The sequence below is a fragment of the Avibacterium sp. 20-129 genome, from assembly GCF_026226845.1.
In the GTDB taxonomy this organism is placed as follows: domain Bacteria; phylum Pseudomonadota; class Gammaproteobacteria; order Enterobacterales; family Pasteurellaceae; genus Avibacterium.
On record NZ_JAKKOE010000001.1, the window covers coordinates 131,940 to 144,632 of the forward strand.

Below are 12,693 nucleotides of genomic sequence, written 5' to 3' on the forward strand. Positions count from 1 at the left end.
TTTATAAGTGCGGTACTTTTTATTGTGATTTTTATATTTAAGGACTCTAGAATGTTAAAAACGACTTCATTTAAGTTAGCTACATGCGCGGCTTTATGGACGTCTTGTACTTATGTGGGAACAGCTATTGCGACAAACCCGGTTCCTGTTGTGAATGCTGGGCAATCTTCAATGCCTGTAACGGTAAAACTCACCAATGAACAGCTTTTACTTGAACGAAAAGCAATTGCTGAGAAAATTTCAGCAGAACGTAAAGCAGAAGAAGATCGTCTAAATGCAGAACAGCAACAGCGTTCAGAACAGCGTTTAACGGATATTATTGGCACACAACCGTTAATGTTTAAATCTGCCGTTGCCAAAATTTATACACAAAATGATTATATTTTGCTATGGGAAGATAAAAAAGCGGAGAAACAGTTTTTACGCGAGTATGCAGCATTAGTTGCGAGTGGCATTTCTCGTCAATCTGCACAGAATTTAGATCGTATTTACAATGCTGAAGGCAAAGATCGTTTGATCTATGATATTTTGCTGACTGACGCTTTCCTTGATTATCTTTATTATTCACAAAATGTCTTAAAATCTGCACAGAAATGGTTGTATTCTCCAACAGCGTATAAAAGTGCCGAACCGACTGATCAGGACATTTACCGTTGGTTAAGTGCGGTGAAAAATAATCAACATTTTGAATTTGTTGCGCAGCTTGCGGGGAAAAATAGCTTATATCGTCAAACTTTATACCAGCTAGAAGCGTTAATTTCTTCAGGAAAAATAGATCCTAATCAACGCTATAAATTGGCGATCAACACGCAGCGTTTAAGAATTTTGCCTGAGTTTAATAATGGACTTTTTGTAAATATTCCAAGTTATCAGCTTAATTATTATCGTAATGGTAAACTGGTGATGAATTCACGCGTTATCGTAGGTAAACAAGCACGTAAAACCCCTGTGATGTACAGCAAGTTAAGCAATGTTGTGGTCAATCCACCTTGGACACCCACAACGCGTTTAATTAATGAAGATCTTGTACCAAAAATCAAACGCGATCCGGGCTATGTGGCTCGTAATGGTTATACGATTACAGACGGTTCTGGGCGTATCATTGATCCGCATTCCATTAACTGGGAAGCAATGGGCAACAAATTCCCTTATCGTATTCGCCAAGCACCGGGGGATAGTGCATTAGGCAATTATAAATTTAATATGCCAAGTGCTGATGCGATTTATTTGCACGATACACCAAACCATAATTTATTTAACAAAAAAGATCGTGCCTTAAGTTCAGGCTGTATTCGCGTTGAACAATCTGATCAGTTAGCCAGTATTTTATTGAAAGAAGTCGGTTGGTCTGATGAGCGTAAGCGTAACGTGCTGGGTAGTAAGAAAACCACTTCTGCCAATGTCGGGTCAGACAATCCTGTTTATCTTTATTATGTAACGGCTTGGATGAATGGTGGGAAATTACATACCTTGCCAGATATTTATGGTTATGATGTTGTACCAAATCTAAACTATGTAAACTGGAATGCGGTAAAAAAATATTTGATGTAATTCCTGGCACATTGAAAAATGATTTTTATTAAATTTTTTTACTTTTTTATGAACTAATTAGAAAGTGCATAGTCAAAAAGTAAAGAATTGTAAATTTAGCGTAAAGAATTATTAATATGAGTGACATTAATCAGCAACGCCGTAAATGGCTTTCCCTTGGGGGGATTACTTTAGGTATCTCGTTATTACCAAACTCTGTATTAGCAATGGTATCAACAGCGAAACCACGCATTCTTAACTTTAGAAATATTAATACGGGTGATCGTTTCACAGGGGAATTTAGTCCGACAAAAGGGTTCTCTACGGCAAGTCTGAAAAAGTTGGATTACTTATTACGCGATAAACGTAATAATCAGATCCGTCGAATGGATCCTAAATTATTTAATAAGTTTTACCAAATTCAAAGTCATTTAGGTTTGCGCAATACAGAAATTCAGATCATTTGTGGCTATCGTTCGCCTGCGAGTAATGCTGCAATGCACCGAAGAAGTCGTGGTGTTGCAAGTAATAGCTACCATATTCGTGGACAAGCAATTGATTTTCGTATTGATGGTGTGCCATTAGCGCAGGTTAGAAAAGCCGCAGAAAGCCTTAATAATGGTGGTGTAGGGTATTATCCTAGAAGTAATTTCGTGCATATTGATACAGGGCCTGTTCGCACTTGGCGTGGAAGCTGATTTACACTATTTTTTATAGAAAACCGCAAGTAAGTTTGCGGTTTTCTTATTTCAATTTAAACAGTTTTAGTAAAGGAAATAAAATGAATATTGAAATTATCCCAGTTACCGCATTTCAACAAAATTGTTCAATTATTTGGGACGATGAAAAAAATGCCGCAATTATTGATCCCGGTGGCGAAGCCGAAAAGCTCATTAAACGGATTGAAGAACTAGGATTAAATCTAAAATTGATTTTGCTTACTCATGGTCATTTAGATCATATCAGTGCAGCAGAAAAACTGAAAAATCATTTTAATGTGGAAATTTGGGGTTCGCACGATGCCGATCGCTATTGGTTTGAAGGCTTACCACAACAAGCAGAACGCTTTGGAATGTTATTTGAAACAAACGCTTTTTTGCCTGATCGCTGGTTAAATGAAGAAGGGGAAATCATTAAAGTGGGGGACTTCAATTTTGAAGTGTTGCATTTACCGGGGCATACACCGGGGCATATTGGTTTTATTGAGCATAGCAAAAATATTGCATTTACTGGTGATGTATTATTCCAAAATAGCATTGGGCGTACAGATTTCCCCGGTGGCGATCACCAAACTTTGCTGAACTCAATTAAAGAAAAACTCTATCCATTACCCGATGAAATGATTATCATCGCAGGCCACGGAAATTACACGACTATTGGCAAGGAAAAGAAAAGCAATCCGTTTTTGCAGGGAATGTAGCTTTATCAAAGTAAAAAATTTAGGCATTAAAGAATGCCTAAATTTTTGTATCAATATCAGAAACTCTTATCGAACAACAAATTAATATTTTTACTTTGGTAGGAATACATAGAAGGAATATTACTTACTTGTTTCTTCCAACTTAATTGTAATTTAGGGGTAATTCCCCATAAATGCCAATCTCGCTTCCATAGCATTAATTGGGCTTGGTAAATTTTGTCAGAGCGTATTTTCCCTAAGGGCAATATGCCACCTAATTTGGCTTCCGCTTTGTATTGGCGTTTCGCAAAAGAAAAAGATAAGCGCGAAGAGATACCTTTTCTCCATTCTTGCCCCCAGCCTAAACGCAGCGTTTTTATATCTGAACTATATTGACGAACCCGCGTCTTTTCACGATTAAAATCAATACCCGTATAAAAATATTGGCGAGCATTGCGCAGCCATAATGCCGTAATAGAAGCAAGCTGATTAAAACCATTTGAGCCGAGTTGTGAAAAATAACGTTGCTTACTATATTCAAGTGCCGTAGAAATCTGCCAATTTGGAGAAAGCCAACGAGAAAGTTCACCGCGTAATCCCTGTTCCCATTGATAGCGGTGTTTTCCTACCCAGCGGCGACCATAAAAAGGCAAAATTTTCCAATTTTGCACCGCACTTTTATTTATATAGCCTAAATAAGTGCGGTTTAAAATATCGTTATAATCTTTATTATCCCAATAATATTTTCCCCATAATGTATTTTCAAAATAAATATAATGATTAGAAAATAAATTATATTCTTTAGAAAGATTAAAGTGATAAGCGATACCGTGCGCAGATTGTGGTAACATTTCTTTTGATTTTATAAAACCTGTATTTTCTATTTCTTGAGTGTGAGATGTATTATTAACATTAGGATCACGCAAATAATTGAAGCTCAAGTTATTTTGCCAGTCAGAATGTTGTTCAATTGCATTCAAATACTGCTCAAGTAAATACGCAATATTAGCTGGTAAATTTGGTTCAGCTTTGGCTTTCTCAAATTGTTCTTTGGCAGCAGTTAATTGCTGATCGGCAAATAGGGTTGTCGCAAGTTCAATTCTTACAGGGTTTAAATTAGGATTTATGGCAAGAATTTGACGAAAATAAGAAATCGCCACGTCATAATGTTGCTGTAATTTGGCAGAAACGCCTTGAGTGAATAAAACTAAAATAGTCTTCTTTTGCGGGAATTTATTATATATTAGTAAAATATCTTCGATGAGTTCTTTATGTTTTTGTGATATAGCTAATTTTAGAATATATTCAGTTAATTCATAATTATTTATTAGATCTTTTTCTGAAATTATCTCTGTCTTATTAGTATAGCTATTATTTTCCTGTTTAGGATAAGATTGAACATTTTGACTGTAACGATTTTGGATAATTTCTTGAGAGGTTAATAATTCACCATAAATAGAGGTAGATAAACTTATTAAGAAAGAAAATTGGAAAATTTTTTTCATAGATTTCTCAGTATTAAAAAGGCTAAATAGAAATAAATTATTCTATTTAGCCATAATTAGTTAATTAGCTTCTTTTTCAGCTACGAAAACAAATTTTGAATTAGCAACATTCCCTTCACCTGCTAATTGGTGTGCATTTTGTCCCATAAACACACCTTTATATTCTCCAGCCTCATCACCAAAATTACCTTTAGTTTTTCCGCTAAAAGTAATTTTATTATTTTCTGTTTGAATTGTTCCTTTTTCTAATTTTATAGTTCGAGCAAATGATGAATAATGATCATAACCAATTTCCCCCTCAATGGTTTTATCATCAAAGTTCACGTTGAGAACAACATCTTGCCCTCTGCCTAAAGCTCTACCTGTATATTCAGCTTGTCCAGAGATTGTTTCGAGAGTCTTATCTAAGGTTGGTACGCCACCATAACTTAATATATATTCGTCATCTGATTTTCTATAACCAATATAAGCCCAATGCCTCATTGCTATTCCTGCATCTTCTAAATTATAAGATTTTTGAGAAATGCGGATTTGTAATGGTTTACCTCTATCATCTACCGTATCTTTCACTTTTTCAATTAATTTAACTTTTTGGAGCTGATATTGTCCATCATCTTTATAGACTTTGTCTGTACGATAACCATTTGCAGAAATATCTAAAGGTAAGAATAGGGCATTTTCATTAGTGATTTTGGTATTATCCGCATCTTTTAAGATCATCTCGCCAACAAACTGAGCTCTATTTTGGATATATGTTTGATTATTTACTTTGTGAAGTTCGTTTATATCAGGTTTAGCAATAGAAAAATCCTCAAAATCTTTAAATTCATCAGGAAGAGTATCTTTCTTATAAGTTTCTTTCGCTAAATAATCCTCTTCAGCTTTACTAGCTTCTTCGGCTTTACGGGTTTCTTCAGCTTTACTAGCTTCTTCGGCTTTACGGGTTTCTTCAGTTTTACGAGCCTCTTCGGCTTTACGAACCTCTTCAGTATTTTTTGAGATTGTGGAATTTGTCGTATTGCCTGTATTTGAACTTCCACTTCCTGATGAGCCGCAAGCCACGGCACTAAGAGAAATTAATAAGGCTAATGCTGTTGTTTTGAGATTAGGTTGCATAAGAACTCTCCTATGTTTGCGTGAAAAAATAAAAGTTTGGTGTTTATTTTTAGGAAAAAACTGAACTGATTTTCTAAAAAACTGCAAAACTTTCTTAGTTTAAAAAAAAAAAAAAAAAACAAGGGCTTAGCTCAAATTTTTAGAAAATTTGTGATCTTTGAGGGGGGGGGAGGTAGAGTTTGTGGATCTTTGTGAAAAATGCGATAAAAACCACCGCACTTTAGAATAATTGAGCGGAAAGGGTGGCGTGCCACCCTTATTTTTAGCGGTTATTTCAAAATTAAAATCGGTTTTTTGCCGTAACGCGCTACTTTTACCGTGTTGCTGCTTAAGCCTTTGGCGTTTGGTTTGCTGCTGGCGAGCATAATGATGAGATCCACTTCTTTTTCATCGGCAATGCGGTTGATTTCTTCATAAATTGTGCCGTGGGCGACAATATGTTGTACTTTTGAGCCTTCAGGAAAGTGGGCTTTGGTGAAATCGTGTAGGGTTTTGTTGGCTTCTTCGATGACGGATTTGTCAAAGTTTTTCGGTAAAAATGCGGAGATAAAGCTGTCATCAATAGGTTCAATAATCGTCACAACACGGTAAATTGCATCGGGGTTATGGTTAGTAAGCTGTAATGCGGTATCTACGACATACTTCGCACTTTTTAGATTGCTGAGATCAATGGCGATAAGCAGTTTGTTGTACATAATAAGATCCTTTTATTCGGTTGGGGTTTTTACATTGGGTAAATTTATAAAATTTTGACCGCACTTTAATTGCAAAGTGCGGTCAATTTTTTATTGTTTTTTCGCTCTACGGCGTTGATTAAATCCAACGAGGAGAATAATTAACAAGCCGGGGATGAACATCCATTCTTTGGCGATAGCCACTTTCGGTAAGGAAATATCTAATAAGGTTTGATCCCAATTTAATCCCGCTTTGGCAGCAGGGGAATCAATTTCAACCATATCAATAATCACTTTTGGCGTGGTTTTACCCTCAATTTCAATGGTTTCATCGGTATTGAGTAAGGTTAAACCAAGTTTGTTAAGGCGTTCCTCACCTGTTTTTCCGTCTGGCACACTGAGTTCAGAGTAAAACTCAATTTGTTTTCCATAAGGATTGGTACCCGCGACTTTCACCGTAATTTTTTCATTCACTGGCACGTTTTCCAATGCTTGTGCCAAGCGAACAGGTTCAATATGGTAAGATGTTGGGGAAATATATTCCATAAAGAAACCCGGGCGGAAAATGATAAATGCCGCAAAAATTAAGGCAAAGGTTTCCCACAGCTTATTCTTCGTGATGAAATAATTCATTGTCGCAGAGGTAAAGGCGAGTATGGCAATGGTAGAGACCACGGCAACCAATATGCCTTTTGCCCAGCCCACATCAATTAATAGCAGGTCTGTATTAAAGATAAACAAGAATGGCAAGATTGCGGTTCTTAAGCTATAAAAGAATGCCACTAACCCTGTTTTTATTGGATTGCCTCCCGATACCGCAGCGGCTGCAAAAGAAGCAAGGCCTACAGGCGGGGTTACGTCTGCCATAATGCCGAAGTAAAAAACGAATAAATGTACGGCAATCAGTGGGACGATTAAGCCATTTTGTTTTCCGACTTCGACTATAACCAGCGCCATTAATGATGACACGACGATATAGTTGGCAGTGGTTGGCAAGCCCATTCCAAGAATTAAGCTGAAGATTGCCACAAGGATAAGCATAAGCAAGATGTTACCCATTGAGAGCATTTCGATAATGCCTGAAAGTTGCACGCCAAAGCCAGTCAGAGAAACCACCCCAACGATAATTCCTGCCGTTGCGGTAGCGATTCCAATCCCGATCATATTTCGCGCACCGGTTTCTAATCCATCAACAAGCGAATGAAAACCTTGTTTAAACTGATCTTTGCTAATCGGTTTATTGCGGAAGAAGTTAAGCAACGGATGTTGAGTAACGAGAATAACCATTAAGGTAACAGTTCCCCAGAAAGCAGAAAGACCCGGTGAGAGCATTTCAACCATTAAGCACCAAATGAGGACGACCACTGGAATCAAATAATGTAACCCAGCATTTACTGTTGGTTTTGCTGAAGGCAGTTTTACCACGGGTGAGTTAGGATCATCTATTTCTAAATCAGGAAATTGTGCAACACGGCGAATTAATGCTAAGTACACTAAAGCTAATGCGATAGCAACAATCAAAAAGCTATGTTCAGGTGCGATAGTTTTGATCCAACCTAAGGCAAATTTGACACCAATAACTAAAACAATGACGGCTAGAATTGTGCTCACTAATTTTAGTAAGGTAATTAGGAATGGATTTGGTGGATTTGTTCTTGGTAAACCGTGCAAGTTCATTTTTAATGCTTCTAAATGCACAATATAAACCAAGGCAATATAAGAAATTAATGCTGGTAGTGCCGCATAGGTGATAAGTTGGCTATAAGGCATATTGACATATTCAATCATCAAGAAAGCAGCTGCACCCATTACTGGTGGCATAATTTGCCCATTCACGGAAGAGGCAACTTCTACTGCGCCTGCTTTTTCTGCGGAAAAGCCAACACGTTTCATCATTGGAATAGTGAACGTTCCTGTGGTTACGACGTTAGCAATTGATGAACCTGAAATAAGTCCAGTTAAGCCTGATGACACCACGGCGGCTTTAGCCGGCCCGCCACGCAAATGACCTAAGTAAGCAAAAGCGGTTTTAATAAAATAGTTACCTGCTCCTGCTTTATCTAATAATGCCCCAAATAAAACAAAGAGGAAGACATATTTAGTAGAAACCCCCAATGCAACACCAAACACCCCTTCAGTGGTTACCCATTGCTGGTTCACCATTTGCGAAAGTGAGCCTGAACGGTGGCTAATGATCCAATCCGTTGGCAAAAACTGACCAAAATAGTTATAAGCTAAAAAGACGCTAGCAATAATCACTAAAGGTAAACCAAGGCTACGACGACAAGCCTCTAACAGTAATAATACACCGAGGCAGCCTGCGATAATATCTTGCGTATTAGGCGCACCAAAACGTGTTACTAAGCCTTCATAAAAGAAAATGTAATATGCCCCTAAAAATGCGCCAAGCGTAGCAAAAAACCAGTCTAACAACGGAATGCGGTGTTTTGGCGAAGTCGCAAACGCAGGGAAAGATAAATAGGCTAAGAACAATGCAAAGGCAAGGTGGATCGAACGTGCTTTAGTATCATCGATCACCACATTAACATCTACCCCCAAATTTCGTATGACTTCTTGTAGCCAAAATGGAAATGGAGAAGTGTAATATAATTGAAATAATGACCATAAAATTGCGGTAATAACAATCAGTTTCCTGCTTGCACCAGTAGGATTTCGTCCGCCTGAATCATTGGAGGCGACCATATCTTGCAGATCATCATAATCCATTTTTTTTGTGGATTCGGACATAAAATCTCCCGAAAAATTTTAAAATAATGAAAACAGAAAAAGGCAGGGCTAAGCCTGCCTAAATAATAAAGATGAAATTATTGTAACCAACCGCGTTCTTTATAGTAACGTACTGCACCATCGTGTAATGGCGCAGAAAGGGCGTTTTTAATCATCTCTTCTTCTTTTAGGTTAGCAAAGGCTGGATGTAAGCGTTTGAAACGATCAAAGTTATCAAAGACGGCTTTTACCGCTGCGTAAACCTTGTCATCAGGTACATCTGAAGAGGTCACTAAAGTGGCATATACCCCGAATGTATCTACTGGATTATCTGTCCCACGGTATAATCCACCCGGAATCGTTGCTTTGGCATAATAAGGATTTGCTGCTACTAAGCGATCAATGGCTTCACCTGTAACAGGCACAAGATGGGCATTACAAGAAGCCGCTGCTTCTTTTAGAGCGCCATTTGGGTGGCCTACGTTATAGGTAATCGCATCTAAGTTGTTATCACACATCACTGATGCCATTTCTGCAGGTTTTAACTCAGAAGCGACTTTAAATTCTTTATCCGTCCAACCTTTAGCTGCTAAAATAACATTCATTGTTGCACGAGTACCTGAACCGGGATCGCCCACATTCACACGTTTCCCTTTCAAATCATCAAAAGAGTTAATATTAGCATCATCACGCGCCATTAACGTGAATGGTTCAGGGTGAATGGAGAACACCGCACGCAATTTATCATTTTTCTTACCAGCAAAGGAGCTTGTACCGTGGTAGGCGTGATATTGCCAGTCTGATTGAGCAATTCCCATCTCTATTTGATTTGCCGCAATGGCATTTAAATTTGCCACAGAACCACCTGTTGAAGGGGCATTACATTTGATATGGGTTTTTGCGGTATCACGATTTACTAATTGGCAAATGGATTGCCCCACCACATAGTAAACCCCTGTTTGACCACCTGTACCAATGGTAACAAACTGATCTTCCGCTTGCACAGAAAAAGACGTGGCTGCGACACCAGCGATAAGCGAGAGTTTTAATAATTTTTTCATTTTTACTCCTTTACTGTTTAATTTATAGACGGCTTAATCACTTTAGAACAAAAGCTTATGCCTAAGAGATGTTGTATTGCCCTAAAACTTTTACAAAAAATTTACAGACGAACAAGATATACCCTAGATTGCTTCTTGTTGCAATCATTTTTTACACAAGTGCGGTAGGGTTTTGACGAATTTTTATCCATAAAAATGAAATGTGAGGAACTTTTTTATAAAAAAGGAAACTAATAGGAGAATTCACGGGAAAGCATTCCCATCTTACCCCCGCAAGGGAATCTTCATTAACCTAAGGAGTTAAAATGAAAACATTAAAATCGGTATTAGCATTAAGTTTAGCAATGGCAGTATCATCAACCGCCTTTTCTACAGAAAAAGTAGGCGCAACTGACGCGGTAAAAAATACCGTTCAAACAATGAAACAAGATGCAATAAAACAAGGTAAAACGTTTGCCACAGAAAAAGCCAGTAAAGTAAAAGACAATGTTCTTGATGCGAAAAGTGTGGTAGAAAATAAAGCAAAATCCGCTAAAAAACTAGGCGAAGATAAAGCGAATTTAGTGAAAGAAAATGCAACAAAAGCTAAAGATAAACTGGCAGAAAGTAAAAAAAACGTTGAAAGCAACGCTAAATCAGCGAAAAAATCGCTAGAAGAGAAAGCGGGGGAAATAAAAGCGAAGGATAAAATGACTGATAGCAAAAACTCAGCTGAAACTAAAGCCAAAGAAAGTGCTAAATCCGCCGCTGAAAAAGTGAAAACAAAAGCATCAGATAAAGCTAAATCCCTGACAGAAAAAGCGAAAACTTATGCAGGTGAAAAAATCAACATCAACAAAGCAGATGCTAAAACATTGCAAAACCTTTCAGGTATCGGTGAAGCAAAAGCGAATGCCATTGTTGAATACCGCAATAAAGTAGGAAAAATTAAATCTGTGGAAGAATTATCTAATATTTCGGGGATTGGCGAAGCAACGATCGAAAAAATCGCGCCTTATTTAAGTTTCTAAAAATTTGTTAAAAAACCACCGCACTTTAAAAGTGCGGTGGTTTTTTTGTCCTTTTTTGTTATTCTTTTCCTTCCAACGGAGTAAACGGACGTTCTGTGTGTCCTGTATAAAGCTGGCGAGGACGTACAATTTTCATATTGCCCGGTTTAAACATTTCTTTCCAGTGTGCGATCCAACCGACTGTTCTTGCAAGCGCGAAGATAACCGTAAACATTGAGGTTGGAATGCCTATGGCTTTTAAGATAATACCTGAATAGAAATCTACATTTGGATAGAGTTTGTGGTCGATAAAATAGGGATCGCTTAATGCAATACGCTCTAGTTCCATTGCTACATCGAATAATGGGTTATTAATATTCAATTCTTTAAGCACTTCGTGGCAGGTTTGACGCATCACTTTCGCACGAGGATCATAGTTTTTATAAACACGGTGTCCAAAACCCATTAAACGAAATGGATCGTTTTTGTCTTTGGCGCGCGCGATATATTCTGGAATGCGTTCAATACGACCAATTTCCTCTAACATATTGATACAGGCTTCGTTTGCACCACCGTGTGCAGGCCCCCAAAGGGAGGCAATACCCGCAGCAATACAAGCAAATGGATTTGCCCCTGAGGAAGCGGCAGTTCGCACCGTAGAGGTCGAGGCGTTTTGTTCGTGATCGGCGTGTAGGATAAAAATGCGATCCATTGCACGTTCAAGTACGGGATTGACTTCATAAGGCTCACAAGGCGTTGCGAACATCATATGTAAGAAATTACCTGAATAAGAGAGTTTATTCAGCGGAAACATAAAAGGCTGCCCGATAGAATATTTGTAACACATCGCAGCAAGTGTTGGCATTTTTGCCAGTAGGCGAATCGCGGTAAGTTCACGGTGTTCAATGTCATTAATATCTAAGGAATCGTGATAGAACGCAGCTAATGCACCACTTACCCCACACATAATTGCCATCGGATGAGAATCTCGGCGGAACCCGTGGAAGAAACGGGAAATTTGTTCGTGGACAAGGGTATGTTTGCGCACCAATTGGCGGAACGCTTTGTATTCTTCTGCATTTGGGCGTTCGCCAAATAATAATAAGTGTGCGACTTCTAAATAATCCGCATTTTGTGCTAAATCAGCAATCGGATAACCACGGTGGAGGAGAATGCCGTTATCGCCGTCGATATAGGTAATTTCAGACACACAAGAGGCGGTAGACATAAAACCGGGGTCAAAGGTAAAAAGTTTATTTTTTACTAGAGATTGAACGTCAATGACATCATAGCCGAGTGAACCTTTACGCATTGGGAGTTCAAGTTCACGTCCATCATTTAAGGTGAGTTTTGCATTTAATTCTGTCATAGATCTTCCTCTTTTGTTGGCGTTGATAATGTTGTATTTGTTGAATTATTATACTTTCTAATGAATTTTCACTATAACCTGTTATGGCGTAGCTGTCTTTAATATTTACAAAAAAATTTTGTTAAGGAAATGTTATTTTCTCAAAAATGAGAGACAGATCAAAAAATCAAGAAAATGTTAATGTTTTGTTAATTGAATTGGTTGCGAATTAGGGGAATTTGATTTTAAATTATTCGACTAGCACTGAAAGAAAAATCAATGCGTGTTTCTGATTGAATCCTATGTATAATAAACCTAATGAATTTTAGGTTGCAAATTCTACC

10 protein-coding genes are annotated in these 12,693 nt (G+C 37.9%); 4 read left to right on the forward strand and 6 right to left on the reverse strand.

Annotated elements, in window-relative coordinates:
• Positions 1–51 precede the first annotated feature (51 nt).
• The 3 genes from L5B90_RS00565 (at position 52) to L5B90_RS00575 (ending at position 2,950) form a co-directional block, all read left to right on the forward strand.
• Positions 52–1,551 (forward strand): L,D-transpeptidase family protein, encoded by a 1,500-nt coding sequence (locus tag L5B90_RS00565; RefSeq protein ID WP_250363110.1) that lies wholly within the window; start codon positions 52–54, stop codon positions 1,549–1,551.
• A 116-nt stretch (positions 1,552–1,667) separates the two neighbouring features.
• A complete protein-coding gene (locus L5B90_RS00570) occupies positions 1,668–2,228 on the forward strand; it encodes a YcbK family protein (RefSeq protein WP_250350129.1) in 561 nt (186 codons plus the stop codon).
• An 83-nt stretch (positions 2,229–2,311) separates the two neighbouring features.
• Positions 2,312–2,950, forward strand: coding sequence for an MBL fold metallo-hydrolase (locus L5B90_RS00575; RefSeq protein ID WP_265761847.1), 639 nt, complete (start codon positions 2,312–2,314; stop codon positions 2,948–2,950).
• A gap of 56 nt (positions 2,951–3,006) precedes the next feature.
• Here L5B90_RS00575 and L5B90_RS00580 read toward each other — a convergent pair whose 3' ends face one another.
• The 5 genes from L5B90_RS00580 to L5B90_RS00600 form a co-directional block, all read right to left on the reverse strand.
• Positions 3,007–4,434 (reverse strand): porin family protein, encoded by a 1,428-nt coding sequence (locus tag L5B90_RS00580; protein WP_265761848.1) that lies wholly within the window; start codon positions 4,432–4,434, stop codon positions 3,007–3,009.
• A gap of 60 nt (positions 4,435–4,494) precedes the next feature.
• Positions 4,495–5,550, reverse strand: coding sequence for a factor H binding protein domain-containing protein (locus L5B90_RS00585; RefSeq protein WP_265761849.1), 1,056 nt, complete (start codon positions 5,548–5,550; stop codon positions 4,495–4,497).
• Positions 5,551–5,819: 269 nt separating this feature from the next.
• A complete protein-coding gene (locus tag L5B90_RS00590) occupies positions 5,820–6,245 on the reverse strand; it encodes a universal stress protein (protein ID WP_265761850.1) in 426 nt (141 codons plus the stop codon).
• A 90-nt stretch (positions 6,246–6,335) separates the two neighbouring features.
• Positions 6,336–8,972 carry a TRAP transporter permease gene (locus L5B90_RS00595; RefSeq protein WP_265761851.1) on the reverse strand — a complete coding sequence of 879 codons (2,637 nt, stop codon included), beginning with the start codon at positions 8,970–8,972 and terminating at the stop codon, positions 6,336–6,338.
• Between the two features lie 77 nt (positions 8,973–9,049).
• On the reverse strand, positions 9,050–10,012 hold the full coding sequence (locus tag L5B90_RS00600; protein ID WP_265761852.1) for a TAXI family TRAP transporter solute-binding subunit: 963 nt from the start codon (positions 10,010–10,012) through the stop codon (positions 9,050–9,052).
• Positions 10,013–10,317: 305 nt separating this feature from the next.
• Between L5B90_RS00600 and L5B90_RS00605 the strand changes: the two genes are divergently transcribed.
• Positions 10,318–11,022, forward strand: a complete 705-nt coding sequence (locus tag L5B90_RS00605) for a ComEA family DNA-binding protein (RefSeq protein ID WP_265761853.1) — start codon at positions 10,318–10,320, stop codon at positions 11,020–11,022.
• Between the two features lie 58 nt (positions 11,023–11,080).
• On the opposite strand, the gene L5B90_RS00610 is transcribed toward L5B90_RS00605, so the two are convergent.
• A complete protein-coding gene (locus tag L5B90_RS00610) occupies positions 11,081–12,370 on the reverse strand; it encodes a citrate synthase (RefSeq protein ID WP_250363103.1) in 1,290 nt (429 codons plus the stop codon).
• Positions 12,371–12,693 lie beyond the last annotated feature (323 nt).

Coding starts and splice junctions, on each gene's coding strand:
- L5B90_RS00600 (WP_265761852.1), bottom strand. CDS start 10,012: ATGAAAAAATTATTAAAACTCTCGCTTATCGCTGGTGTCGCAGCCACG.
- L5B90_RS00595 (WP_265761851.1), bottom strand. CDS start 8,972: ATGTCCGAATCCACAAAAAAAATGGATTATGATGATCTGCAAGATATG.
- L5B90_RS00590 (WP_265761850.1), bottom strand. CDS start 6,245: ATGTACAACAAACTGCTTATCGCCATTGATCTCAGCAATCTAAAAAGT.
- L5B90_RS00575 (WP_265761847.1), top strand. CDS start 2,312: ATGAATATTGAAATTATCCCAGTTACCGCATTTCAACAAAATTGTTCA.
- L5B90_RS00570 (WP_250350129.1), top strand. CDS start 1,668: ATGAGTGACATTAATCAGCAACGCCGTAAATGGCTTTCCCTTGGGGGG.
- L5B90_RS00585 (WP_265761849.1), bottom strand. CDS start 5,550: ATGCAACCTAATCTCAAAACAACAGCATTAGCCTTATTAATTTCTCTT.
- L5B90_RS00610 (WP_250363103.1), bottom strand. CDS start 12,370: ATGACAGAATTAAATGCAAAACTCACCTTAAATGATGGACGTGAACTT.
- L5B90_RS00565 (WP_250363110.1), top strand. CDS start 52: ATGTTAAAAACGACTTCATTTAAGTTAGCTACATGCGCGGCTTTATGG.
- L5B90_RS00605 (WP_265761853.1), top strand. CDS start 10,318: ATGAAAACATTAAAATCGGTATTAGCATTAAGTTTAGCAATGGCAGTA.
- L5B90_RS00580 (WP_265761848.1), bottom strand. CDS start 4,434: ATGAAAAAAATTTTCCAATTTTCTTTCTTAATAAGTTTATCTACCTCT.